24 protein-coding genes and 1 pseudogene are annotated in these 23154 nt (G+C 69.9%); 16 read left to right on the top strand and 9 right to left on the bottom strand.

Going from position 1 to position 23154, the window contains the following annotated elements; translation table 11 throughout:
• The first annotated feature begins 85 nt into the window (after positions 1 to 85).
• From ACWDSL_RS39815 to ACWDSL_RS39805, 3 genes are all read left to right on the top strand, one after another.
• Complete coding sequence (locus ACWDSL_RS39815; RefSeq protein ID WP_450492847.1) at positions 86 to 376, top strand: hypothetical protein; 291 nt, start codon at positions 86 to 88, stop codon at positions 374 to 376.
• Between the two features lie 167 nt (positions 377 to 543).
• Positions 544 to 1269, top strand: coding sequence for a radical SAM protein (locus ACWDSL_RS39810; RefSeq protein ID WP_450492849.1), 726 nt, complete (start codon positions 544 to 546; stop codon positions 1267 to 1269).
• Positions 1270 to 1401: 132 nt separating this feature from the next.
• Positions 1402 to 2538: a methyltransferase domain-containing protein gene (locus tag ACWDSL_RS39805; RefSeq protein WP_450492846.1), complete on the top strand. Its 1137-nt coding sequence runs from the start codon at positions 1402 to 1404 to the stop codon at positions 2536 to 2538.
• A gap of 59 nt (positions 2539 to 2597) precedes the next feature.
• Here ACWDSL_RS39805 and ACWDSL_RS39800 read toward each other — a convergent pair whose 3' ends face one another.
• Positions 2598 to 3677: a hypothetical protein gene (locus tag ACWDSL_RS39800; protein ID WP_450492845.1), complete on the bottom strand. Its 1080-nt coding sequence runs from the start codon at positions 3675 to 3677 to the stop codon at positions 2598 to 2600.
• Positions 3678 to 3860: 183 nt separating this feature from the next.
• Here ACWDSL_RS39800 and ACWDSL_RS39795 point away from each other — a divergent pair, with 183 nt between their 5' ends.
• On the top strand, positions 3861 to 4340 hold the full coding sequence (locus ACWDSL_RS39795; protein WP_450492844.1) for a hypothetical protein: 480 nt from the start codon (positions 3861 to 3863) through the stop codon (positions 4338 to 4340).
• 76 nt (positions 4341 to 4416) lie between these two features.
• On the top strand, positions 4417 to 6504 hold the full coding sequence (locus ACWDSL_RS39790; protein WP_450492843.1) for an FUSC family protein: 2088 nt from the start codon (positions 4417 to 4419) through the stop codon (positions 6502 to 6504).
• Positions 6505 to 6534: 30 nt separating this feature from the next.
• On the opposite strand, the gene ACWDSL_RS39785 is transcribed toward ACWDSL_RS39790, so the two are convergent.
• Positions 6535 to 7146, bottom strand: a complete 612-nt coding sequence (locus tag ACWDSL_RS39785) for a TetR/AcrR family transcriptional regulator (RefSeq protein WP_450492842.1) — start codon at positions 7144 to 7146, stop codon at positions 6535 to 6537.
• Between the two features lie 101 nt (positions 7147 to 7247).
• Between ACWDSL_RS39785 and ACWDSL_RS39780 the strand changes: the two genes are divergently transcribed.
• From ACWDSL_RS39780 to ACWDSL_RS39770, 3 genes are all read left to right on the top strand, one after another.
• Positions 7248 to 7781 carry a PH domain-containing protein gene (locus tag ACWDSL_RS39780; RefSeq protein WP_450492841.1) on the top strand — a complete coding sequence of 178 codons (534 nt, stop codon included), beginning with the start codon at positions 7248 to 7250 and terminating at the stop codon, positions 7779 to 7781.
• Positions 7778 to 9493, top strand: a complete 1716-nt coding sequence (locus tag ACWDSL_RS39775) for a PH domain-containing protein (RefSeq protein ID WP_450492840.1) — start codon at positions 7778 to 7780, stop codon at positions 9491 to 9493. Before ACWDSL_RS39780 ends, ACWDSL_RS39775 begins: the two co-directional genes overlap by 4 nt.
• 449 nt (positions 9494 to 9942) lie before the next feature.
• Positions 9943 to 11124: a Cmx/CmrA family chloramphenicol efflux MFS transporter gene (locus tag ACWDSL_RS39770; protein WP_450492839.1), complete on the top strand. Its 1182-nt coding sequence runs from the start codon at positions 9943 to 9945 to the stop codon at positions 11122 to 11124.
• 83 nt (positions 11125 to 11207) lie between these two features.
• Here the strand turns inward: ACWDSL_RS39770 and ACWDSL_RS39765 are convergent, their stop codons facing one another.
• Genes ACWDSL_RS39765 through ACWDSL_RS39755 form a run of 3 tightly spaced genes read right to left on the bottom strand, consistent with a single transcriptional unit; the run spans position 11208 to position 14678 of the window.
• Entirely contained in the window at positions 11208 to 11957 is a 750-nt protein-coding gene (locus ACWDSL_RS39765) for a succinate dehydrogenase/fumarate reductase iron-sulfur subunit (protein WP_450492838.1), read from the bottom strand.
• Positions 11954 to 13900: a fumarate reductase/succinate dehydrogenase flavoprotein subunit gene (locus ACWDSL_RS39760; protein WP_450492837.1), complete on the bottom strand. Its 1947-nt coding sequence runs from the start codon at positions 13898 to 13900 to the stop codon at positions 11954 to 11956. The genes ACWDSL_RS39765 and ACWDSL_RS39760 overlap by 4 nt, the downstream gene beginning before the upstream one ends.
• Before the next feature lies 1 nt (position 13901).
• Positions 13902 to 14678, bottom strand: coding sequence for a succinate dehydrogenase (locus ACWDSL_RS39755; RefSeq protein WP_450492836.1), 777 nt, complete (start codon positions 14676 to 14678; stop codon positions 13902 to 13904).
• 83 nt (positions 14679 to 14761) lie between these two features.
• Here ACWDSL_RS39755 and ACWDSL_RS39750 point away from each other — a divergent pair, with 83 nt between their 5' ends.
• A complete protein-coding gene (locus ACWDSL_RS39750; protein WP_450492835.1) occupies positions 14762 to 15715 on the top strand; it encodes a LysR family transcriptional regulator in 954 nt (317 codons plus the stop codon).
• Between the two features lie 87 nt (positions 15716 to 15802).
• On the opposite strand, the gene crcB is transcribed toward ACWDSL_RS39750, so the two are convergent.
• The 3 genes from crcB to ACWDSL_RS39735 are packed head-to-tail and all read right to left on the bottom strand — an operon-like array spanning position 15803 to position 17075.
• Positions 15803 to 16177 carry a fluoride efflux transporter CrcB gene (gene crcB / locus ACWDSL_RS39745; RefSeq protein WP_450492834.1) on the bottom strand — a complete coding sequence of 125 codons (375 nt, stop codon included), beginning with the start codon at positions 16175 to 16177 and terminating at the stop codon, positions 15803 to 15805.
• The gene (locus ACWDSL_RS39740; RefSeq protein WP_450492833.1) at positions 16174 to 16530 is read right to left on the bottom strand and encodes a DUF190 domain-containing protein; all 357 of its coding nucleotides are present in this window, start codon (positions 16528 to 16530) and stop codon (positions 16174 to 16176) included. The genes crcB and ACWDSL_RS39740 overlap by 4 nt, the downstream gene beginning before the upstream one ends.
• The gene (locus tag ACWDSL_RS39735; RefSeq protein ID WP_450492832.1) at positions 16527 to 17075 is read right to left on the bottom strand and encodes a fluoride efflux transporter FluC; all 549 of its coding nucleotides are present in this window, start codon (positions 17073 to 17075) and stop codon (positions 16527 to 16529) included. The genes ACWDSL_RS39740 and ACWDSL_RS39735 overlap by 4 nt, the downstream gene beginning before the upstream one ends.
• A gap of 137 nt (positions 17076 to 17212) precedes the next feature.
• On the opposite strand from ACWDSL_RS39735, the gene ACWDSL_RS39730 reads away from it, so the two are divergent.
• The 7 genes and pseudogenes from ACWDSL_RS39730 to ACWDSL_RS39700 all read left to right on the top strand — a co-directional run bounded on the left by ACWDSL_RS39730 (position 17213) and on the right by ACWDSL_RS39700 (position 22539).
• Positions 17213 to 18244, top strand: a complete 1032-nt coding sequence (locus ACWDSL_RS39730) for a zinc-binding alcohol dehydrogenase family protein (RefSeq protein WP_450492848.1) — start codon at positions 17213 to 17215, stop codon at positions 18242 to 18244.
• Positions 18231 to 19184, top strand: a complete 954-nt coding sequence (locus ACWDSL_RS39725) for a nitroreductase/quinone reductase family protein (RefSeq protein ID WP_450492831.1) — start codon at positions 18231 to 18233, stop codon at positions 19182 to 19184. Before ACWDSL_RS39730 ends, ACWDSL_RS39725 begins: the two co-directional genes overlap by 14 nt.
• A gap of 81 nt (positions 19185 to 19265) precedes the next feature.
• Positions 19266 to 19757, top strand: a complete 492-nt coding sequence (locus tag ACWDSL_RS39720; protein ID WP_450492830.1) for a MarR family winged helix-turn-helix transcriptional regulator — start codon at positions 19266 to 19268, stop codon at positions 19755 to 19757.
• Between the two features lie 186 nt (positions 19758 to 19943).
• The gene (locus tag ACWDSL_RS39715) at positions 19944 to 20786 is read left to right on the top strand and encodes a DUF2637 domain-containing protein (RefSeq protein ID WP_450492829.1); all 843 of its coding nucleotides are present in this window, start codon (positions 19944 to 19946) and stop codon (positions 20784 to 20786) included.
• Between the two features lie 378 nt (positions 20787 to 21164).
• A pseudogene (locus ACWDSL_RS39710) lies at positions 21165 to 21698 on the top strand (helix-turn-helix domain-containing protein); the annotation flags it as partial.
• A 50-nt stretch (positions 21699 to 21748) separates the two neighbouring features.
• Positions 21749 to 21907, top strand: a complete 159-nt coding sequence (locus tag ACWDSL_RS39705; protein WP_450492828.1) for a hypothetical protein — start codon at positions 21749 to 21751, stop codon at positions 21905 to 21907.
• On the top strand, positions 21904 to 22539 hold the full coding sequence (locus ACWDSL_RS39700; protein WP_450492827.1) for an SAM-dependent methyltransferase: 636 nt from the start codon (positions 21904 to 21906) through the stop codon (positions 22537 to 22539). Before ACWDSL_RS39705 ends, ACWDSL_RS39700 begins: the two co-directional genes overlap by 4 nt.
• A 39-nt stretch (positions 22540 to 22578) precedes the next feature.
• Here ACWDSL_RS39700 and ACWDSL_RS39695 read toward each other — a convergent pair.
• The coding region (locus ACWDSL_RS39695; protein WP_450492826.1) for an IS3 family transposase at positions 22579 to 23154 on the bottom strand (576 nt) is incomplete at its 5' end.

Below are 23154 nucleotides of genomic sequence, written 5' to 3'. Positions count from 1 at the left end.
GACGACACGCCGACGCCACGGCGTGTCGTCGTCTCAAACTCACCGCAAAGTCACAACACAGAGCACTTCGCCGGAGTGATCCCCCATGGCAGATGGCCCCTGGCACGCCGAATGGACGTTCATCAGCACCTCCGGCGTCACCATGGGAACAGCCGACCACACGCGTTACTGCGATATCCGCACAGCTATATCCATGGCCGCCGACATATCGCTACGGGACCTGTCACGCAAGGAGGCCATCGGAAGGGTTGATTCCTGGAAACTCCTCGTCGGAGCCCTGTACTCCGAAGCGATGTTGTCTGCTGACGAAACCGGCGCGTGGCAATACATGAGTCCGGACGGCTGGGCGAACGTAACAGTTCGCTTCACGCCGTAGAGGTTCCTGGTCCGTTCGGTCCCGTACGCCCCCATAACGCCGGGCGAGCGCCCCACACGCCCTGGAGCCCCCGACCAGGCGGCAGGATCCTGGGAAGGCAAAAGCTCAGATCCTTAAATCTCAAATCAGCCAAGGAGAGTGCCAGTACAACGACAACGTTCCTTGAAATCCCGGCCCACACCCCGGTAGGGCTGCTCAGCGTTCTGGAACTGGAGATCACGGGCAAGTGCCAGGAGCGGTGCATCCACTGTCTCAGTTCGTCCAGCCCGCAGGGTGTGCACGGAACCATGACGCTCGCCGAGTGGCGCACGGTCATCGCAGACGCGGCAGCGTTGGAAATCCCGAGGATTCAGTTAATCGGCGGAGAGCCGACGCTGTCTCCGCACTGGATCGAACTTACTGACCTGGCCCTGAGCCTCGGGCTCAAGGTCGAGATCTACAGCAATCTGTTTCTCATCCGCCCCGCGTGGTGGAGGGTGTTCGAGCGTGCTGGAGTCTCTCTGGCGACGAGCTACTACAGCGACGACCCGACGGAACACGAACGAATCACCAAGCGGCACGGAAGCCACCGCAGGACTCGCGCGAACATTGCCGAGGCCCTGCGCCGGAACATCCCCCTGCGGGTCGGCATGGTGGACGTACTGCCCGGCCAGCGCGTCAAGGAAGGCCGCGCGGAGCTCGTCTCCATGGGCGTGAAACAGATCAACACGGATCGTGCGCGCGCTGTGGGGCGAGCGGCGAAGCCGGGCGCGATGCCGAGCGTCAACGAGCTGTGCGGCCGGTGCGGACACGGGCGGGCTGCGGTACTCCCCGATGGCCAGCTCGCCCTGTGCGTCCTCGCGGTTCATGCCGTGCGCCAATGTCCGCGAAAGGCCGCTCGCCGCGATTCTTGACGGACCAGAATGGCGTGCAGCCGTCGCGCGCGTAACGGTGCACAACGATCCCTGCACTCCGAACGACTCCAACGACTGTGACCCGGCCCGCACTCCGGCTTGCGACCCCGCGTACGAGTAGTAAGAGGAGCTATGGACTGGAAACCCCACGCAGCCAAGCTCGCGGACGAGGTCACCGACCCTGTATCCCGCTGGAGGCAACCGGTCGCCAGCGTGCCCCGGCACGCGCTCGTACCTCGCTGGTGGGAACGCGGCAACGAGCAGGGATGGATTCTGCGCGATGGCCCCTCCAATCCCTCAGCGTGGCTCACGGCCGCATACAGCGACACGTCGTTGGTGACACGTGTAGGGCCACTGCACGCCGATCACGCAAAGCCCGGCGACCGCGTCCAAGGACGGCCCACCTCCTCGGCGACCCTGCCCGGACTGGTGGTGCAGATGCTGCGGCACGGCCGCCTGAGTGATGGCACGGACGTGCTCGACGTCGGTACCGGAGCGGGCGGGCTGGCCGCTTACGCGGCTCGGCGGCTCGGCGGCCACCATGTGACCAGCATCGACGTGGACCCGTACCTGACAGAAGCGGCGCGGGAGCGTCTGGAGCGGATGGACATCCGCCCCGAGATCGTCACGGCAGACGCCACCGGTCCGATCCCCGGCGCGTATGACCGGATCATCGCCACCGTCTCGGTACGCCCACTCCCGGCTTCGTGGCTGTCCGCGCTGCGCCCCGGCGGGCGGCTGGTGACGACCATCAGCAACACTTCACTGATCCTCACCGCGCGGAAGATCGAGGACGGCGGTGCTGTCGGCCGTATCGAACGCGACTGGGCCGGATTCATGCCGACCCGGCAGGGGGACGACTACCCGCCGGGCCTCTCACCGTTGTTCGCCGTGGCTCGGGAGGCTGACGGTGAGGACATCAAAACCGGACGCTACCCTGTGCTCAATGTGGCGGAGGCATGGGAGGTCCGGTCCATGCTTGAACTCACGACACCAGGTGTCGAACTCGACTACGCCGAAGGTGCCAATCAAGAGCGTACGGCCTACATGGTGCACGCCGACGGTTCATGGGCGCGGGCCAGCGGCCGGTGGACCGATCCGCCCACGGTTCACCAAGGTGGCCCGCGCCGTCTTTGGGACGCGCTCGAACGCATCCGGAGCCGCCTGAACGTCGAGGGCGGATTGCCGCTGTACGGCAGCGACGTGACGATCACACCCGACGGAATCTGCCATCTGTCACGGGGGCGTTGGACAGCGACTATCGACTAGCCAATCGCCGCCGCCGGAGGAGGTCGGTATTGACCTCTTCCGGCCGCGCGGAGGGTTGTTCAGCCCTTGGCGTCGATGAGCTGGAAGCTGTATCCGGTGACCCGGACGCGCTTGCCGGAGGGCGGTACGACGGCCATGGTGAGCGACGAATCGGTGCGGGTGAGGAAGGTGGAGGTGTCCCTGCCGTCCAGGTAGACATCCGTGACCGTGGGCATGTTGCCGATCTGCATGACGGTGGTGCAGTTCATGCCGTCGGACTTCGGCCAGTTCATGTAGTCGATGCCGAAGCCGTACAGGGCCACGGCGCCACCGTCGGTGGTCTTGAGCCCGTACACCGTGTCGTCCGCGGTGGCGGCGGACTTGTATTTGCCGTTGACGCAGCCGTCGGGGAAGTCGGCGCGGTCCGCGTAGTCCTTCTTCCAGCTCTTCACGAACGCGTTCTGTGCGAACGTGCTGTCCGCGCTCTTGCCGCCGGTCAGATAGAAGTCCTGGGACAGCCCGCGCAGTTCGGCGAGCGTGGTGCCGCCCACCTGGTCCGACTCCTTGAGCACGGAGGCGAATCCGTCGCCGTCCAGCTGGATCTTCGGCAATTTGGTCTTGCTGTCGAGGTCACCGACGGCCACCGCCTTCCAGGCGGCGCCCCCGTTGTCCTTCGTTTGTTTGAAGGCGATCAGCCGTCGGCGGCCCTCGCCGATGTTCTTGCCGGTGATCCGGGTGTCGACGAAGAAGACGCTCTCGGAGCCCTTGGGGGGAATGTAGAAATGGGCGCCCTTGACCGGATAGTAGAAGGGAACTGTGTAGGAATCCTGTTCCTTCTTCGGCAGAGTCTTGAACTGGGTGAACGTCGCCTGACTCTGCTGCCGCAGTGCGCCGTCTTCGACCTCGGCTATCTTCTTCGGACTCTGTGCGGCGTTGGCCTCGTTGTTGATCTTCGCGTAGTTGAGCAGGGCGCCCTGCGCCGCCTTGAGGGAGATGACACCGACCGGCGAAGACGATGTGTCCGTGGCGGTCTTGCTGTCCTTGCCGCTCTTGTCGGAAGAGTCCGCTCCACCGTCGGATCCGGAGCAGGCGGTGAGTACGACGGCGAGTGCGACTGCGGAAACAACCGCTCGCCCGGATCCGGATATGTGGTGGCGCATGTTTACGAGTCCCCTGTGGTGGTTCCAGATCGATGACCGCTACAGGCTAATCGCCGTTACATGCCCGTTGCCGAGCGAGGGGGCAACCATCCGATCCGCGCGCGGGTCTCTCTTGATACTCGACCGATCAATGGTCACAAGACCGCACACAGACCTATACAGCACTGCACTGGGGGATTTTCAATGCTTCGTTCTCTTCGCCGCTCGACGGCCCTTGCCGGTGGCTGCGTGGCCGCGCTCGGCCTCGGCCTCGTCCTCGCCGCCGGCTCGCCCGCGGCGGCCGCCGCGCAGACCTCCGCGCAGACCTCCGTACGGACCGACCCGAACGGCCGCTACACCGCGGAGGAGATCCACCACTTCCTGGAGGGCTTCTACGGCAACCACGGGCCGCGCCCCTGGGAGCGGAAGCACCTGGTCTCGGACCAGCTCAAGGAGAAGGCCGCGGAGAACCCCGGCTTCGATGTGCTGCTGTGCGCGCAGAACACGCCGCGCGACATCGAGGTCGGGGAGGTCACCACGGCCCAGTCGGCGCGGGTGGGCTGGGCGACGATCACCACCACATGGGACGGCTCGCCGCGGACGGCGTCCTTCACCGCGTATGTGGACCTCGACGGCAGCAAGCCGATGAAGCTTCTCGACGTCTACTGCGGCACCGACGGCTGAAACACCGCGCGGGTGTGATGAACCAGTGCGGAACGGCCGGTTCAGTTTCCCTGGATCAGCGCCGTAGTCTCACCGTATGACCTGGTCACACGCCTTGAAGGCGACCGCACGCGCCGGGCTTGCGATCGAGCGCACCAGGATGGAACCGCTGGTCGCGCTGCGCGGCGCGTGCGGGGTCGCGCTGGTCATCGGCGTGACCATGTGGCTCGGCTCACCGGCGCTCGCCGTCTCCTCCGCGTTCGGCGCCTTCTCCTCGGGGATCGCGACCTTCCAGCGCAGCTGGCGGCCGCGCCCCGCGCTGGCACTGGCCGCGGCGGGCGGGCTCGCGGTGTCCACGTTCCTCGGCTATCTGGCCGCCGCCCACACCGCGACCTTCGTGGTCATGGTCGCCGTCTGGACGCTGCTGACCGGGATGGCGTGGGCGGTCGGCCCGGTGTCCGGGCTGGTCTCCACCCAGATGGTCGCGGTCATGCTGGTCACCGTCACCCTCCCGACCTCGGTGCTGGGCGCCCTCCAGCACACCGCCCTGATCGGGCTCGGCGGGGTGGTGCAGGCCGCGCTCATCGTGCTGTTCCCGGTCCGGCCGTGGGGGGTGCAGCGCGACGCGCTCGCGGACGCGCTCGCCGCGGTGGCCGACTACGCGCGCCGGCTGCGCCACGACCCGGTGGCGCCGTTCGACCCGCAGCCGCTGATGGAGGCCAGGAGCGCCGCCGCCCTGACCCCCCGCCAGGCCCGGCGGCGCCCGCGCCAGCTGCGCGGCTACCGGCTGCTCGCCGAGCGGATCCGGCCGGTGCTGGCCTCGCTCGCCGACCCGGTGGTCGGCGCCGCGCCCGAAGGGCCCGAGCGCGACCGGGTGCGCGATCTGCTGGGCGCGACGGCCACCGTGCTGGACGCCGTGGCGCATGCGATCCGCTGGGGCAAGCCGGTGCGGCTGCCGCCGGACGCCATGGCGGTGCTCGAGGTGCCCCCGACCGGGCCGATGCTCAGCGGCGCGGCCCGCCGGGCCGCACTGCGGCTGATGGCGCTGGTGGCCGATGTGGTGGAGTCCTCGGACGAGCCGGTGGAGGCCGTGACGGCCGAAGGGGCCAAGGACCGCCGGTATCTGCCCCGGCCCACCGTCCCCGGCATGGTCCCCGTGGCGCTGCGCGCCCTGCGGCGCGAGGCGCGCTGGTCCTCGCCCGTGCTGCGGCATGCGGTGCGGGTGTCCGCGGTCGCCTCCTGCGGCTATCTGCTGGGGAGCATGCTGCCGTGGGGCCATGGCTACTGGGCGCCGCTCACCTCGGTGATGGTGCTGCGGCCGGATTTCGGCCAGACCTTCTCGCGCGGTGTCGCGCGCTTCATGGGCACCCTGGGCGGCGTGGTGCTCGGCGGTGCGGTGATGGCGCTGGCTCACCCCGGTCCGTATGTGAGCGCGGCGCTGGCCGTGGTCTGTGCCGCCGCGATGTACCTGCTGCTGCGCACCGGCTTCATCGTCGCCTCCGCCTGTGTGACCGCCTATGTCGTCTTCCTGCTGGGCATCGTGGGCGAGGGCTGGTCGCAGACGGTGGCGGCGCGGGTGGCGCTGACCCTGCTGGGCGGGGTGCTGGCGATGGCCGCGTATGTCGTCTTCCCCGCCTGGGAGACGCCGCTGCTGCGGGACCGGCTGGCCGACTGGCTGGAGACCAACGGCCGTTACGCCGTGGCCGTCTTCGATGTGCATGCCCGCCCGGCCGACCGCCGCCCCCGTCAGGTGCGGGAGGCGCTGCTGGACGCGCGGGCCGCGCGGTCGGCCTGGGAGCGGAGCGAGGCGAGGGCCCACCATGAGCCGGTGCGCCACCGCGGGCTGTCCCGCGGCGCGGCCCGCGCCGCGCAGACGGCGCTATCCACCACCGGGCGGGTCACCATGCTGCTGGAGGCGCATCTGCCCGCCCAGGACGCGCCCCCGTCCAAGGGGGCCGAGGAGTTCGCGGCGGCGCTCCAGGGGGCGCTGCCGGGGGCGGTCACGGCCGTACGGGAGCGCCGGGCGCCCGACTGGGGCCCGGTGCACGAGGCCCTGGAGCGGTGGCAGGACGAGGAGGCGGAGCGGCCGGGAGTGGCGGTGCGCGGCGCCGAACTGCTGGTGGAGGCGTTGGACGACCTGCCGCAGGCGCTCGCGGTCAAGCCCGGACGGGGCGGCCACCCGTAGGACGGCCCAGAGGGGAGAGCGGGTGCGGCCTCAGGCGCTTCCGGGGCTGCTGAAGAGGCGCGTCAGATGCAGATCGACCAGGGCCAGGGCCCCCTGCGCGGTGTCGTACTCCATCAGGACGGCGGCGGAGAGCCCGTCCGTCAGTGCGATCAGCAGCGCCGCCTCGCGGTCGGGATCCCGGTCCGCGGCCACCTCCCCCTGGGCGATCGCCGCCTTCAACTGGTCGGCGAAGAAGGCCCGTAGGGCTGCGATGCCTTCCTGGGCGTGGGTGCGCAGCCGCTCGTCGTTGACGGCGCGTATGAAGTAGGAGACCTGCACCAGATAGCCGGTGCGGCTCGCCTCGTCCAGCGGCAGCATCTCGGCGAGCGTCTCGCGGAGGACGACCCGGGGCGTGGGGGCGCCCGGCAGCGCCTCGATGCGGGCCCGGATGCGCCGCTGGGCCAGCTGCTCGATATGGCCGAGCGCGAAGACGATCATGTCGTCCTTGCTGGTGAAGTAGTGCTGGAGCTGCCCGAGCGAGATGCCCGCCGCCGCGGCGACATCGCGCAGGCTCGCGCCGTCGAGGCCGCGCGCGGCGGCGATCCGCCACAGTGCCTGGGCGATCTGTCTGCGCCGTTCCTCGTGGTCCACCCGTTTGGGCATGCCGTTCTCCCTTCCCACTTTTGCAAGTCAATCGTATTGCTATACCGTGGCGGACGCGTGCCAATACAGTTGACTTGAAAAACCCTCGGGGGGAATCTCCCATGTCCATGCCCGTCCCCAGGCCCCAACTCAGGCCCCAGCTCAGGGCACCGCTGCACGGCGTGGACCCGCGCGCCCGCCGCTGGTGGACCGTGCAGGCGCTGCTCGTCGTCAGCGGGCCCATGCTGCTGACCGCCGGCACCCTGCTCGTCCTCTCGCTGCTCTTCTTCTCCGGCGCGCTGCCCTGGCTCGGCCCGCTGCTGCTGGTCACGCTGGTGCTGCCCGCCCTCGGATACGTCTGGGCCATGCCACGGTGGCGGTACCGCACCCACGCCTGGGAGCTGGGGGAGCGCGCGGTCTACGCGGCGAGCGGCTGGCTCTGGCGCAAGCGGCGGATCGCCCCGCTGTCGCGGGTGCAGACCGTCGACACCGCGCGCGGCCCGCTCCAGCAGGCCTTCGGGCTGGCCACCATCACCGTCACCACCGCCTCCACGGCGGGCGACGTCCGTATCGCCGGGCTCTCCGACGCCGACGCGGAGGAGTTGGCGCGGCGCATCGGCGACGCGGCGCAGCTGGTGCCGGGTGATGCCGCGTGACCGCTCCCCTCATGGGCGCAGGCCACCCGGCCGCCGACTCGCCGAGGGCCGGGTGGCGTTCGCTCGACCCCCGCACCATCGCCGTCCACTGCAGCTGGATGGCGGCCCCGCTCGGCTCGCTCGCGCTCACCGCGCTGGCCACCGGCGGCCGCCTGGGCAACCGGGCCTGGATCACCCTCGCCGTCCTCGCGGCCTCCTTCGCCGTCGTCACCATCGCCGGGCTGATCGGCTGGTCCCGCACCCGCTACCGCGTCACCGCCGACTCCTTCGAACTGCGCAGCGGCCTGTTCACCCGTCGGCAGCGCGCCATCCCGCTGCACCGCGTACGCAACGTCGACCTGACCGCCAACCCCGTACAGCGGCTCTTCGGCCTCGTCGTGCTGCGCGCGGGCACCACTGGGGCGAACGGCAGCCGCGACGGGCTCATCCTGGAAGCCCTCACCCGCCCCGCCGCCGAGCGGCTGCGCGCCGAACTGCTGGCCCGCGCGGGCACCGGCGACCCCGCCGCCGAGCCGGTCCTGTCCACCGGGGACCCGCGCTGGCTGCGCTACGCCCCGTTCACGTTCTGGGTCTTCGGAGGGGTGTTCGCGGCCGTGGGCGCGGTGTGGCGGGTACTGGACGGCGTTGGCGTGGAGCCGTGGCGCATCGGCCCCGTCCGCCACGCCTTTGAGGACTTCGGCAACAGCGTGCTGTGGGTGACCATCCCGCTCGCCCTGCTGGCCGTGGCCGCCGTGGGCGGTGTCGGCGCGGTCGCCGTCTACGCCGAGAACTGGTGGCGGTACCGCCTGGAGTGGGCCGACGCGGGCACCCTCCAGGTGCGGCGCGGGCTGCTCACCACCCGCTCGGTCTCCATCGAACGCGCCCGGCTGCGCGGCGCGGTGCTGCGCGAACCGATGCTGCTGCGCGCGGCCGGGGGCGCGGCTGTACGGGCCGTGGCGAGCGGCCTGGGCAACCGTGAGGAGAACCGTACGCGCAGCGCGGTGCTCCCGCCCGCCCCGCGCGCGGAGGCCCTGCGGGTGCTGACCGGTATGCTCGCGCGCCCCGGCGCGCCACGCGGCAGGCACGCCCGGTCTGCCTCGCATGCCCCGTCCTCGCACGCTCTGTCTGCCTCGCACACCAGGTCTGTTTCGCCCGTCCGGTCTGTCTCGTACACCCGGTCCGTCTCGCACGTCCGGCCCGTCTCGCCCATCCGGCCTGCCCACGCGCCCATCGGTGAAGCGCTCTTCGACCGGCCCGATCTGACCCGGCATCCGCGCGCCGCGCTCCGCCGTCGGGTCATGCGCGGCATGGTGTGGGCCGTGGCGCCGGTGACGGCCGCCCTCGCCGTGCTCGGGGCGCTGCTGACGCCCGTACTGCTGTACTGCGCCGGGGGGTTCCTCCTCGTCGCGACCCCTGTCGTGTACGCCCTGGCGCGCGACGCGTATCGCGCGCTCGGCCACGGCCTGGCGGGTGGTCACGACGGCTATCTGCTCATCCGCTCCGGCACCTTCAGCCGCGACACGGTCGCGCTGGACCGCCGGGCCGTACTGGCCTGGACATTCACCGACAGCCCGATGTCGCGCCGGGCCGGGGTCACGACCGTGACGGCGGCCGTCGCGGCGGGCGAGGACGGCTACCGCATCCCCGATATGGCGGCCGGGGAGGCGGTGGCGTTCGCGGATGCGGCGGCTCCGGGGATCCTCGACGAGTTCCTGGTGACGAGTTCCTGGTGACGAGTTCCTTGTGAAGTGACCGGTGGGGCCTCCCCGGCGGCGGCCCCGCCGGCACCCCCACCAGCACCCCCACCCCGTACACCGGCAAATCCGTGGCACGCGTATCGACGGGGCTGCTACGGTGCGGAATCATGAGCAGTCCGGAGTCCGACAGACCCTAGCCACCGGCCGCGTCCGGTGGCAGTACCGCCGATGAGCCGCGCACACCGGCCCTCTTGAGGCCGTGCGGCAGCCATGGCGCCGCCCCGGCGGCCGGATCTCCGCATCACGGGCAGCGGACGACTCCGACCGGACGTCGATTTCCACGCATCTCCCTCGCGCTCCCGCCAGTCACGCACGCCTTCTTCGCGTGTGGTGACGCGTCCTGGCGAGCGCACCTCGGCGAACTCTCCCGTTGGCGAACGCTGCCCGTTCGCAGATTCCGTCACTTCCACTCGGGGAGTTCCCGTATGCCCTTTGCCGTCTACATGCTCGGCCTGGCCGTATTCGCCCAGGCCACCTCGGAGTTCATGCTGTCCGGTCTGGTGCCGGACATCGCCGCCGACCTCGGGGTCTCCATCCCCCAGGCCGGCTTTCTGACCTCGGCGTTCGCCATCGGAATGGTTGTCGGCGGACCGCTGCTCGCGATGCTCACCCTGCGCTGGCCACGCCGGACCGCGCTGGTGGCGTTCCTGGTGGCGTTCGCCGCCGCCCATGTCGTCGGGGCGGTCACGGCCGACTACGCCGTACTGCTGGCGACCCGGATCGTCGGCGCGCTCGCCAACGCCGGGTTCTGGGCGGTGGCCGCCGGGGCCGCGGTCGGCATGGTCGAACCGGACAAAAAGGCCCGCGCGATGTCCGTGGTCATGGGCGGGGTCACGCTGGCCTGTGTGGCGGGTGTGCCCGGCGGGGCGGTGCTGGGTCAGCTGTGGGGCTGGCGGTCGGCGTTCTGGGCGGTGGCCGTGCTGTCCGTCGCCGGCGTCGCCGCCGTCCTGGCCTCGATCCCGGCCGGCCGCCCCGACGCGCCCGCGGCCGGGCTGCGCGCCGAGCTGCGCTCGCTGGTCGGCGCGCAGCTGCTGACCGCCTACGCCATGAACGCCCTGGTCCAGGGCGCGACCTTCTGCACCTTCACCTATCTCGCCCCGCTGCTCACCGAGGTCAGCGGCTACGGCGCCGGGTGGGTGCCCGCGATGCTGGTGCTGTTCGGCGTGGGCGCGTTCGTCGGCATCACCGTCGGGGGCCGGATCGCCGACGCCCGGCCGTATCTGATCCTGCTGACCGGCATGAGCGCGCTGACGCTCGGCTGGGCCGTACTGGCCCTGAGCGCCGGGGCCGCGGTGGCCGTGTTCGTGCTGGTCTTCGTCCAGGGCCTGCTCGCGTTCGGCATCGCGCCGGTCCTGACCTCGCGCACCTTCTATCTGGCCGACGGCGCGCCCACCCTCGCGGGCGGGTTCACCACGGCGGCGTTCAACGTCGGCAACACGGCGGGCCCGTGGTTCGGCGGGCTCGCCATCGACGCGGGCCTCGGCTACCGCTCGCCGGTGTGGACCAGCGCGCTGATGATGCTCGTCGCGCTGGCCACTCTCGGCCTGGCGGTCACCCTGCGCCGGCGCGAGGCGCGACGCGGGACCCCGGTGGCGGCGGCGGTCTGAGCACCGTTGCAACCGCCGCCACCTCCCCCCGCTGACGGTACGAGCGGCTTTACGAGGCCTCTCGTACCGTCAGCGGCGGCTTGTCAGCCGCGGCCGCCCTTCATGCTCGCCCGCAGGAATTCCCGGTTCATCATGGAAATGCTCTGCAGCGGGATCCCCTTGGGGCAGGCCACCGCGCACTCCCCGGTGTTGGTGCAGCCGCCGAAGCCCTCCTCGTCCATCGCGCCGACCATGTCAAGCACCCGCGACTCGCGCTCGGGCTGCCCCTGCGGCAGCACGTTCAGATGGACGACCTTGGCCGAGGTGAAGAGCATCGCCGAGCCGTTGGGGCAGGCCGCCACGCAGGCCCCGCAGCCGATGCACTCGGCGTGCTCGAAGGCCGTGTCGGCGACCGGCTTGGGCACGGGCGTGGCATGCGCGTCCGGGGCGCTGCCGGTCGGCGCGGAGATATAGCCGCCGGAACCGATGATCCGGTCGAAGGCCGAGCGGTCCACGACCAGGTCCTTGACCACGGGGAAGGCGGCGGCGCGCCACGGCTCGACGTCGATCGTGTCACCGTCGGAGAAGTGCCGCATATGCAGCTGGCAGGTGGTGGTGCGCTCGGGGCCGTGCGCCTGGCCGTTGATGACCATGCCGCACGCCCCGCAGATGCCCTCGCGGCAGTCGTGGTCGAAGGCCACGGGCTCCTCGCCGCGCAGGATCAGCTCCTCGTTGAGACTGTCCAGCATCTCCAGGAAGGACATCTCGGGCGAGATGCCGTCGACTTCGTACACGGTCATGGCGCCCGGCTCGTTCGGGCCGTGCTGGCGCCAGATCCGCAGGGTGAGCCTCATGCATAACTCCGCTGCGTGGGGTGGACGTACTCGAAGACCAGGTCTTCGCGGTGCAGGACGGGCGCGTTGCCGGTGCCCAGGAACTCCCAGGCCGCGGCGTACGAGAAGGACTCGTCGTCGCGGGCCGCCTCGCCGTCGGGCGTCTGGCTCTCCTCGCGGAAGTGGCCGCCGCACGACTCGGCGCGGTGCAGCGCGTCCAGGCACATCAGCTCGGCGAGCTCCAGGTAGTCGACGATGCGGTTGGCCTTCTCCAGCGACTGGTTGAGCTCTTCGCCGGTGCCCGGCACCTTGATCCGCCGCCAGAACTCCTCGCGGAGCGCCGGGATCCGGTCGAGCGCCTTGCGCAGCCCGGTTTCGGTGCGGGCCATACCGCATTCGTCCCACAGCAGTTCGCCGAGCTCGCGGTGGAAGGAATCGGGGGTGCGGTCGCCGTCGTTCGCCAGCAGCCGCGCCAGCCGGTCCGTCACCTCGGAGACCACCTCGGTGACCGCCGGGTGGCCGGGGTCGACCTCGCCGTGCGGATGCCGGGCCAGGTAGTCGTTGATGGTGGAGGGGAGGACGAAGTAGCCGTCGGCCAGGCCCTGCATCAGCGCGGAGGCGCCGAGCCGGTTGGCGCCGTGGTCGGAGAAGTTGGCCTCGCCGATCGCGAACAGGCCGGGCACGGTGGTCTGCAGGTCGTAGTCGATCCACAGACCGCCCATCGTGTAGTGGATGGCGGGGTAGATGCGCATCGGCACCTGGTACGGGTCCTCGGCGGTGATCCGCTCGTACATCTCGAAGAGGTTGCCGTACTTCTCGGACACCGCCTTGCGGCCCATCCGGGCGATCGCGTCGGCGAAGTCCAGATAGACGCCCTGGCCGCCCGGGCCCACCCCGCGCCCCTCGTCGCATACGTTCTTCGCGGCGCGGGAGGCGATGTCGCGGGGCACCAGATTGCCGAACGACGGGTAGATCCGCTCCAGGTAGTAGTCGCGCTCGTCCTCGGGGATCTCGGCGGGCGGGCGGGTGTCGCCCTTCGCCTTGGGCACCCAGATACGGCCGTCGTTGCGCAGCGACTCGCTCATCAGGGTCAGCTTGGACTGGTGGTCGCCCGAGCGCGGGATGCAGGTGGGGTGGATCTGGGTGAAGCAGGGGTTGGCGAAGTACGCGCCGCGCCGGTGCGCCCGCCAGATGGCCGTGGCGTTGCTGTTCTTGGCGTTCGTCGACAGATAGAAGACGTTGCCGTAGCCGCCGGAGGCCAGGACGACGGCGTCCGCGAAGTACGTGGAGATCTCGCCGCTGATCAGATCGCGGGCCACGATGCCGCGGGCCCGGCCGTCGATGACGATCAGGTCGAGCATTTCGGTACGGGGGTGCATCTCGACGTTGCCCGCGGCGATCTGCCGGGTCAGCGCCTGGTACGCGCCGAGCAGCAGCTGCTGGCCGGTCTGGCCGCGGGCGTAGAAGGTGCGGGAGACCTGGACGCCGCCGAAGGAGCGGGTGTCCAGCAGACCGCCGTACTCGCGGGCGAACGGCACGCCCTGGGCCACGCACTGGTCGATGATCTCCACCGAGACCTCGGCGAGGCGGTGCACATTGGACTCGCGGGCGCGGAAGTCGCCGCCCTTGACGGTGTCGTAGAACAGCCGGCGGATGGAGTCGCCGTCGTTGCGGTAGTTCTTGGCCGCGTTGATACCGCCCTGGGCCGCGATCGAATGGGCCCGGCGGGGCGAGTCCTGGTAGCAGAACTGCACCACGTGGTAGCCCTGTTCGGCCAGCGTCGCCCCGGCCGCGCCGCCCGCGAGGCCGGTGCCGACCACGATCACGGTGTGCTTGCGGCGGTTGGCGGGGTTGACCAGCTTCGCCTCGAAGCGGCGGCGGTTCCAGCGCTCCTCGATGGGGCCGTCCGGGGCCTTGGCGTCGGTGATCGGCTCGCCGGTCGTGTACTCCGCATAGGTGCTCATATCAGCTCACTACTCCGGTCATGACCCCGATGGGCACGGCGATGAATCCGCCGGCCAGAACGGCCGCCACGGCCGTCGAGACGATCTTGAGGGCGCGGTCGCGGTGCGGACGGCCCGTGCCGAGGGTCTGGGCGGCGCTCCACAGGCCGTGCCGGATGTGCAGACCGAGGGCCAGCATCGCCACGATGTAGATGGTGTTGCCGTACCAGGTGGAGAAGGTCGCCACCACGTTCTGGTACGGATGGCCGGGCTCGGCGTGCTCGTTCACGGTGAGCGTGGTCAGGTCCAGGATGTGCCAGACGATGAACAGGCCGAGGATCACCCCGCCCCAGCGCATGGTCCGGGTGGCGTAGCTCGCCTTCCGCCTGCGGCGCGCGTTGCCGTGCGCGTACTTCTGCGGCCGCGCGGCCAGATCGCGGCGGCTGAGCTGGTACGCGGCCACGGCGTGCAGCACCACCGAGGCCACCAGGGCCACCCGGACCAGCCACAGGAACCACTCGTAGTGCAGCGCGGGCTCGCCGAGGGTGCGCAGCCAGTGGGCGTAGCCGTTGAAGTCCCCGGACCCGAAGAAGATCTTGAGGTTGCCGAGCATATGGACCGCCAGATAGGCCAGCATGACCAGCCCGGTGACGGCCATCACCGCTTTCTTGCCGACGGTCGAGCGCCACACGGAGCCGATGAGGGACGGGCTCCGCGCGGGCTTCCGCGGCGGTTCCGGCCGCTGTCGCGGCCCCTTCTGGGCGGGCCTCTCAGGGTCCGTCCGCGTCGCCAGTGCCATGTGACAAGACGCTAAGGACCGCCTTGCGATTCGTCCAAGACATGGAATGGCTCGATTCCATAGACCGTGGCTATCATGCCTGCGTGAGACTGCAGCAGCTGCGCTATTTCGCCACCGTGGCCGATACTCGCCATTTCACGCGCGCGGCGGAGATCCTGCATGTCGCCCAGCCGTCGCTGTCCCAGCAGATCCGCACCCTGGAACGGGAGCTGGGCGCCGAGCTCTTCCACCGCGCCCGCGGCAACATCGCCCTCACGGATGCGGGGGAGGCCCTGCTCCCGCTGGCCCGGCAGATCCTTGCCGACACCGAGACCGCGCGCCGCGAGGTGCAGGAGGTCGCCCAGCTACGGCGCGGCCGGGTGCGGCTCGGCGCCCCGCCGAGCCTGTGCGCCAGCCTCGTCCCGGATGTGCTGCGCCGCTTCCACGACGAGTTCCCCGGAATCGAGCTGATCGTGGACGAGGGTGGCTCGCAGGACCTGGTGCGCACCCTGGCCGCGGGTGAGCTGGACCTCGCGCTGATCATCACCCCGCTGGCCGGGCAGGCCCCGGCGCTGGCCACCACCGAGCTGCTGCGCGAGGAGCTGGTCGTGGCCTCCTCGCCCGCGTCACCGCCGCCCGTCAGGCGCCGCCACATTCGCGTCGAAGATCTGCGGGACCAGCCGCTTGTCATGTTCCGGCGCGGCTATGACCTGCGGGAGTTCACCACCTCGGCCTGCCGGGCGGCCGGTTTCGAGCCCTCGTACTCGGTCCAGGGCGGGGAGATGGACGCGGTGCTGGGCTTCGTACGGGCGGGGCTCGGGATCGCAGTGATCCCGGGGATGGTGGCCGCCAGATCCGGGCTGCGGGCCACGCCCTTCGCGGGCCACGGTATGCAGCGCACCATCTCCCTCGCGCACCGCAAGGACGTCGCGCCGCCGCGGGCGGCGCGGGAGCTGAGCCGGGTGCTGCGGGAGCATCTGCGGTCGGCGAGGGCGGGGGAGGAGCTGACGCCGGGTACGAGGCTGCTGCCGCCGGTTCCCGACTCGGGTTCTGGCTGAGCGGTGGGTCTCCGGCCGCCTGGTTCTGGCTGAGCGGTGGGTCTCCGGCCGCCTGGTTCTGGGTGAGCGGTGGGTCTCCGGTGGCGCTCAGCCCCAGATGGCCCGGGCCAGCGCCGCACCGGCGAAGGCGGCGCCGAGGCCGACCGCCACGCTCATCACCACGTTCGCGACCGCGAAGAGCCGGGCGCCGTCCTCGGCCAGTCGCAGCGTCTCGTACGAGAACGTCGAGTACGTCGTAAGCGCCCCGCAAAATCCGGTGCCCAGCAGCAGCTGGAGCTGCGAGGAGGCGGCCCCGGCGGTGACGGCGCCGGTCAGCAGGCCCAGCACCAGACAGCCCGAGGCATTGACGGTGAAGGTGCCCCACGGAAACACCGAATCGTGTCTGGTCTGCACGGCCCGGTCGGTCAGATAGCGCAGCGGCGCGCCCACCATGGCGCCGACCACCACCAGCAGCCAGTTCACCGGGCCTCCTCGCCCTTACCCAAGTCCTTGTCGTCGCGGCGGGGGAAGTGGATCGCCTCGACCGGATCGAGGACGGCCAGGCCCTCGCCGACGATCTCGTCCAGCTCGGGCAGGAACGCCCGTACCCGCTCCTCCGCATCCACGATCACAATCGCGACGGGCAAATCCTCGCTCAGTGACAGCAGCCGCGAGGTGTGGACTACCGACGTCGAGCCGAACCCCTCGACCCCGCGGAAGACGCTCGCGCCCGCGAGCCCCGCGCGGTGGGCGCGGTGGACGATCTCCGCGAACAGGGGCCGGCGGTGCCAGGTGTCGCTCTCGCTGACGAAGACGGTCAGCCGCAGGCTGCTCATCGCGCGCCCTCGTCGGTCGCGCCGTCCGCGCTGCCCCTACCGCTCGCACTGCTCGCACCGCTCGCGCGGCCCGCCCCGGACACCCCCATGGCGCGCCGCGTCACCGCCACCGCGGCCCACACCGCCGTCAGCGCCGCCAGCGGGGTGGCCGCCAGATAGATCAGCCCGGTGGCCGGGCTGCCCCCGTCGACCAGGCGCTGGATGTCCACGGCGTACGTCGAGAAGGTGGTGAACCCGCCCAGCACCCCCGTCCCGAAGAACGGCCGCACCAGCCGGTGCGCGGCCCATACCTCGGTGATCAGCACCAGGAGAACGCCGATGAGCGCACAGCCGATGGCGTTGACCACGAACGTCGTCCAGGGGAAGATGCCCGCCGCGGTCGGCCACAGCAGCGACGCCCCGTACCGCGCGACCGCCCCCGCCGCGCCGCCGACCGCCACCGCGCAGACCACCGGACCCTGTCCGCGCCAGACGCCGCGGTGCGCGGGCGCGGTGGCGCCGGGGTCGGTGGCCTGCTCCGCCAGTGGAGACCGTGAGCTGCCCATGGGCCTTAGCCTACGGGCGCTGCCCCGGGGCCCGCTGACGCGCCCGGAACGCGCGCCTCCGCATCCCCGTGCCGCCGCGGCAGTACGTTGCCCCGGTGGCGCAGGCAAATCCGGACACCGTGGACATCCCAGGGAAAATGCGGGCATGGGTGGTGCGAACCCCGGGCAGCCCGGGTCGCCCGGGCCGCCCGGGCCGGATCGACCAGGTGGAGCTGCCGGTTCCGCGGCCCGCGGCGGACGAGCTGCTGGTGCGGGTCCGGGCCTGCGGGGTGTGCCGTACCGATCTGCACGTACGCGACGGCGACCTGCCGCCGCACAAGACCCCCGTCGTCCCCGGCCACGAGGCGGTCGGGGAGGTGGTCGCGGCGGGCCCGGGGGCGGAAGGGCCACCGGTCGGCACCCGGGTGGGGATCCCCTGGCTGCGCCGGACCTGCGGCCGCTGCCGCTACTGCCTGAGGGGCCAGGAGAACCTGTGCCCGTCCTCGGAGTACACCGGCTGGGACGCGGACGGCGGCTACGCCGAGTACGCCACGGTCCCCGCCGGCTATGCGTACGAACTGCCCGGCGGCTACGCCGACGAGGAACTCGCCCCGCTGCTGTGCGCCGGAATCATCGGCTATCGCGCGCTGCGCCGCGCCGAGCTGCCGCCGGGCGGCCGGCTCGGCATCTACGGCTTCGGCGGATCGGCGCATCTCACCGCCCAGGTCGCGATCGGCCGGGGCGCGGTGGTCCACGTCCTGACTCGCTCGGCGGCGGCGCGCACGCTCGCGCTGGAGCTCGGCGCGGCCTCCGCGCGCGACGCGTACGACCGTCCGCCGGAGCCGCTGGACGCGGCGATCCTCTTCGCGCCGGTGGGGGATCTGGTGCCGGTGGCCCTGGAGGCGCTGGACGGCGGCGGCACCCTGAGCGTCGCCGGGATCTATCTCTCGGACATCCCGCCCCTCGACTACGAGCGGCATCTCTTCCATGAACGCACGCTGCGCAGCGTCACGGCCAACACCCGGGAGGACGGCTGGGAGTTCCTGAACGCGGCGGCCGCCCACCGGCTCCGGGTCACCGTGACGCCGTATCCGTTCGAGCGGGCGGACGCCGCGCTGGACGACCTGGCGGCCGACCGGGTGCAGGGGGTCGCGGTGCTGAGGATGGAGGGCTCCTATGGACCTCAATAAGAACGTCATCGACGAATTCCGGGCGAACAACGGACAAGTGGGCGGCATGTTCGAAGGCGCTCAGCTGATCCTGCTGACCACGGCCGGCGCCAGGACCGGCAAGCCGCATACGACCCCGGCCGTGTATCTGCGCGACGGGCACCGCTATCTGGTCTTCGGTTCCAACGCCGGCGGCCCCAAGCACCCGCACTGGTACCACAATCTGCTGGCCAACCCGCATCTCACGGTGGAACTCGGCACCGAGGATGGGGCCGTCAAGCCGTTCGCGGCGCGCGCGGTGGTGCTGGAGGGCGTGGAGCGCGATCGCTACTGGGAGCTGCAGTGCTCATGCTCACCGGCCTTCCGTACGTACGCGGAGCAGACCGAGCGGACCATTCCGGTCATCGCCCTCCACCTCCTGGACCTCGGCGCGAACAATCAAGAGCGCAATCAGATGATCGGACGACAGCTGATCCAGCACCACAACGATCTGCGCTCCGAGCTCCACCGCGTCCGCGCCGAGTTCGACCGGGCGCCGGCGGGGGAGTCCGCGGAGGCCGACGCCGGTACAGGGGCCAGCGCAGGTTCAGAGGCCAGCGCAGGTTCAGGGTCCGACGCCGGCTCGGGGGCCGACCTCGTGGGCCAACTGCGCCGCCACTGCCTGACGTTCTGCTACGCCCTGCAGACCCACCACATCCGGGAGAACGGCACGTTCACCGCCTTCGAGCGGCAGTTCCCGCACCTGCTCCCGGCTCTCACCCGGCTGCGCCAGGAGCACGAAGCGGTGGAGCGGGCCCTGGAGGAGTTCGAGGCCCTGCTGAACGGGGGACTGCCCGCCGACCCCGCCGATGTGAAGAAGATCCGCGCCGAGCTGGACCGGTTGGTCTCGGGCCTGGAGGAGCACTTCGCCTACGAGGAGCGGCATCTGCTGCCCGCCCTGGAGGTGCCCCTCCCGTCGTAACGACCCTGCCGTGAGCGGCGGCGCGCCCCGGGATAGCTTTGCCGGGAAGGTGACGGCGCAAGCTATGAGGGGGTACGAGACATGTCGGCGGAGCGTGAGCCGCGGTCCGGTACGGAGTCCGCCCTGAGCTCGGACCAGGCGATCCGGGCCATGCTGCTGCTGATGCCGCGCGTCGCCGCCCGGCTCAAGCGCACCAAGATCCCGGAGCGGCTGAGCTCCTTCAACCTGGCCCCCAGGCATCTGTCGCTGCTGTCCTATCTGCTGTTCGACGGCCCGATGCCGGTCAACGAGCTCGCCGCCCGCCTGGAGGTCGCCCCCACGACGGTCAGCCTGATGGTCGGCGACCTCAGCCGCCAGGGCGTCCTGGAGCGCCACACCGACCCGGCCGACCGCAGGCGCACCATCGTCGCCATCACGGAGGACGAGGAGACCCGCTCGGCCATCGACACCTGGCTCGCCAATGGCGCGAACGCCTGGCGCGCGGCCTTCGACCCGCTCACCCCCGAGCAGCGCGCCGTGTTCGTCCGGACGATCGAGACCTACGAGCGTGAGGCCTCCGGCTCGGCGGACTGAGCGCGCCGAGCGCCGCGGCCGCCGGCTTCACCGGCGTCCGATCCTCTACGGGCGTAGAGGGAGAGGTGGCGAGCGCCCCCGGCAGGGCACCACACAGAAGGATGACGCCACTGACCTGCAGAATCTGTCCGGCAGGTTGGTGATCAAGGGCAGCTTCGAACCCGTTGCGCGGGGCGGAGCGGGCCGATGAATGGCGAGAGGCCGGCACATGCCAGCGGCCGGGCGGGGGCTGCTTTCGAGCGGGTGGTCACGCTTCGGGCAGTGACGGGGATCATGGCTGCGGTGGTGGGGCTGACGTTCTTGTTCGGCTTCGGCAACGTATGGACCCTGGCGCTGCGGTTGGGCGTGCCGCCGTGGGTGGCGCCTCTCGTGGCCCCGGCGGTGGATCTTTCTGTGCTGGGGTTGCTGCTGGGTACGCGGTATCTCGCGCTGCAGGGTGCGAGCCGGGAGCGGCTCCGCCCGGCGCGTCGGTTGTTGGTCTTCTCCAGCCTGATGACTTTGGCATTGAACGTGACGGACCCGCTGCTGGCCGGACAGAACGGCAAAGCCGCCTTCGATGCAGTGGGACCGTTGCTGTTGATCGGATGGGCAGAAGTCGGTCCGGGGCTTCTGCAGGCCATCAGTAGTGCCGGGGGCGAGACGTCACGTGAGGCGGAGGTCCGGGAGCGCCCCGTAGTACACGCTGCGGGGATAATTGAGCCGGAGAGGGGTAACGTCGAGCAATCGCACGCCTCGGACGAAGATGATCAGCAAAGTCAGCTCAGGCCTGGCGGGGACGATCTTCTTCAGCGTGCACTGGTGGAAGATGCGTGGCATTGGGAGACGTATCAACGGCCGATCTCTGCTGAGACGCTACGGAAAAGACTGCACGTCGGGGCGGCCAGGTCCCGGATGCTGGTGGCCACCGTGCGTTCGACAAGGACCGGTCATCTGGCGGTCGAGACATCATCTGTCGAGGGCAGCCGTTCGATCGCTCAGTCTTACCGCCAGACCGACGGTGCAGGCGAGGAAGGCCTGGCGGATGAGTGATGCTTCCGCACGGTGCTGTGCGAGGAGATCTTCTTGATGCCCTCTGCCTATCCGAGGTCCTCCGGCGAGAAGGTGCTGGGGGTACACGGCAGGAGAGCACTAAAGAAGTGCTCAACCCTGCCTCAAGTGACCGTAGTCTTCGAACGGTTGATGCTCTGGGAGCCGAGTGTCGCTTGCCCTGTGTAGCGGTGTGACCACTAACATCACTGGAGTGGAATCGCGCTGTGCGATTCGCAATTTTTGATGTGCGCACCGCCGAGGCGAAGCTGGAGGGACGTGTCCGTGGACAGTCCGGCCATCCTGCGCAAGGTGCTGGCCGAGCACTTGCGGACACTGCGGCAGCAAGCGGGCCGCAGCTTCGCCTAGGCGGCTGATCAAATCGGGGTGCACCACACCACCGTCCGGCGCATGGAGCAGGGGCTGCACAGGCCCCCACGGCGACCTGATTTACGCGCGCTGCTCTCGTACTACGGAGCTGACGAGCGGGAGATCAGCGCGTTGGTCGAGCTGTCTGAAAGGGCGGCTGGCCGGAACTGGTGGGATGAGTACGGCGTGTCCGGCCCGTTGGCAAACTGCCTCACGCTGGAGGGCGGTGCGGGCAGGATCAGGATGCACGCACCGTGGGAGGTTCCGGCTCTGCTGCAGACCGCAGAGTACGCCCACTCACTGGGCCAGGGGTCTGGGGCCGACCGGTGGCTTGAATTCCTGCGACGGCGCCAAGCCGTGCTGGACGGCGATAGTGGGCCGCTGCTGTGGGTGGTGCTCGACGAATCGGTGCTGCACTGGCAGATCGGGAACCCCAGCGTCATGGCGGCGCAGGTTGCGCACCTGCTGCACATGGCGTCCCGGCCTCGTGTCACGCTTCAGATCGTTCCCTTCGCAGCCGGCCCCCGCCCGCCTCGCGAGCTGGGGCTTGCTGTGCTTACCGCCTGCGCCTGCGCGAGCTACCAGACATCGTTTGCGTGCAGCAGCTGGAGGGCCTTGTCTTCGTGGACAAGCCAGTGGCCGTCGCGGCTTACACCGCGGTGCTGGACCTGGCAGCTGGGCAGGCCACTGCGCACGGTGACAAGACGCGCCGCCTGCTTGAGCGGATCCATGACCACTGGAGAGCAGCAGCATGACCGACAACAGCATGCACGCGCACGGGGCGCGGCTGTACGCGCACTTCCTGGGGGACAGGAGAGACAACTGGCCTGGCGATCTGACGCTGGCCGAGCGGATTGAGCAGAGAGTGCCGAACGTACGGCTCATCGCTCGCAACCAACGCCAGTTCGTGCTGCGAGCGGTACGTGCGCTCACCGATTACGGCATCCGGCAGTTCCTTGATATCGGGTCCGGGCTGGCTCACGAGCCTAATGTCCACGAGGTCGCGCAGGCCGCCGATCCCAGTTGCCGCGTTGTCTACGTTGATCAGGATGTGGTGATCACCGCGAATCAGCGGGCTTCGTTTGCTGTCGACGAACGGGTCGGCCATCTCACAGCCGACGTTCGCGACCCTGATTCCATCCTCGAGGCCGACGTAGTGAGGGAGCTTATCGATTTCGATGAGCCGATTGGGCTACTGCTGGCGTCGGTGTTCCTATTCGTCCCGGACAGTGCCGATCCGGCCGGAATTATCGAGCGGCTGGTCGGCGCGCTGCCGTCGGGCAGCTACGTCGCCTTCAGCCAGGGCACCTACGACTACGACGACGACCACCGCCCGGTCGAGACTTTGACGCGCATGTACGCCGAAGGGGGCGTCACCGTCACCTGAGGGGCCCTGCGCTTTCCGGACAGCCTGACTGCTCTCGTTCTACGCTGCGAGCCGAGTGGTGTGATACTGACTCAACACTTCGGCTGGTGTGCGATACCCAAGTTTCGAGTGCAGCCTTCGGCGATTATAGAAGCCCTCGATATACCTGACAACCTCGCGACGTGCTTTCGCGCGGGTGGTGAACACGTAGCGGTTCAGCCACTCGTTCTTCAGTGCGCCGAAGAACGATTCGGCCATGGCGTTGTCCCAACAGACTCCGGTCCTTCCAATGGACTGTCTCATGCCGTATCGGGACAGGGTTCTGGCGAACTCATCCGAGGTGTAGTTGCTGCCCCGGTCGGAATGAAATATGGCGTTCTTCTCGATTTTCATCCTCCCGGCGGCCATTTCAAGGGCCGATGATATCAGCGGGGTCTTGAAATGGTCATCCATGGCCCAGCCGATGACGGCCTTACTGTGACAGTCGATGACGGTGGCCAGGTAGACGAATCCTTCCCACGTGGGAATGTAGGTGATGTCAGTGTGCCACGAATGCGAGAAGAGAGGTGCGTGTAGGTAGGAGCCTCTTGGAAGGCAATGCTGCGTGGAAGATGAAGGAAGGCCCTTCGGAATCGC

Source organism: Streptomyces sp. NPDC000941 (assembly GCF_053599555.1).
The sequence above is the reverse complement of the archived record's forward strand: the minus strand, read 5'-3'. Positions and strand labels throughout refer to the sequence as shown.

Bases quoted from the DNA above. Each gene is read 5' to 3' on its own strand.
- ACWDSL_RS39815 (WP_450492847.1), top strand. From the start codon at position 86: ATGGCAGATGGCCCCTGGCACGCCGAATGGACGTTCATCAGCACCTCC.
- ACWDSL_RS39805 (WP_450492846.1), top strand. From the start codon at position 1,402: ATGGACTGGAAACCCCACGCAGCCAAGCTCGCGGACGAGGTCACCGAC.
- ACWDSL_RS39800 (WP_450492845.1), bottom strand. From the start codon at position 3,677: ATGCGCCACCACATATCCGGATCCGGGCGAGCGGTTGTTTCCGCAGTC.
- ACWDSL_RS39795 (WP_450492844.1), top strand. From the start codon at position 3,861: ATGCTTCGTTCTCTTCGCCGCTCGACGGCCCTTGCCGGTGGCTGCGTG.
- ACWDSL_RS39790 (WP_450492843.1), top strand. From the start codon at position 4,417: ATGACCTGGTCACACGCCTTGAAGGCGACCGCACGCGCCGGGCTTGCG.
- ACWDSL_RS39785 (WP_450492842.1), bottom strand. From the start codon at position 7,146: ATGCCCAAACGGGTGGACCACGAGGAACGGCGCAGACAGATCGCCCAG.
- ACWDSL_RS39780 (WP_450492841.1), top strand. From the start codon at position 7,248: ATGTCCATGCCCGTCCCCAGGCCCCAACTCAGGCCCCAGCTCAGGGCA.
- ACWDSL_RS39770 (WP_450492839.1), top strand. From the start codon at position 9,943: ATGCCCTTTGCCGTCTACATGCTCGGCCTGGCCGTATTCGCCCAGGCC.
- ACWDSL_RS39765 (WP_450492838.1), bottom strand. From the start codon at position 11,957: ATGAGGCTCACCCTGCGGATCTGGCGCCAGCACGGCCCGAACGAGCCG.
- ACWDSL_RS39760 (WP_450492837.1), bottom strand. From the start codon at position 13,900: ATGAGCACCTATGCGGAGTACACGACCGGCGAGCCGATCACCGACGCC.
- ACWDSL_RS39755 (WP_450492836.1), bottom strand. From the start codon at position 14,678: ATGGCACTGGCGACGCGGACGGACCCTGAGAGGCCCGCCCAGAAGGGG.
- ACWDSL_RS39740 (WP_450492833.1), bottom strand. From the start codon at position 16,530: ATGAGCAGCCTGCGGCTGACCGTCTTCGTCAGCGAGAGCGACACCTGG.
- ACWDSL_RS39735 (WP_450492832.1), bottom strand. From the start codon at position 17,075: ATGGGCAGCTCACGGTCTCCACTGGCGGAGCAGGCCACCGACCCCGGC.
- ACWDSL_RS39730 (WP_450492848.1), top strand. From the start codon at position 17,213: ATGCGGGCATGGGTGGTGCGAACCCCGGGCAGCCCGGGTCGCCCGGGC.
- ACWDSL_RS39725 (WP_450492831.1), top strand. From the start codon at position 18,231: ATGGACCTCAATAAGAACGTCATCGACGAATTCCGGGCGAACAACGGA.
- ACWDSL_RS39720 (WP_450492830.1), top strand. From the start codon at position 19,266: ATGTCGGCGGAGCGTGAGCCGCGGTCCGGTACGGAGTCCGCCCTGAGC.
- ACWDSL_RS39715 (WP_450492829.1), top strand. From the start codon at position 19,944: ATGAATGGCGAGAGGCCGGCACATGCCAGCGGCCGGGCGGGGGCTGCT.
- ACWDSL_RS39700 (WP_450492827.1), top strand. From the start codon at position 21,904: ATGACCGACAACAGCATGCACGCGCACGGGGCGCGGCTGTACGCGCAC.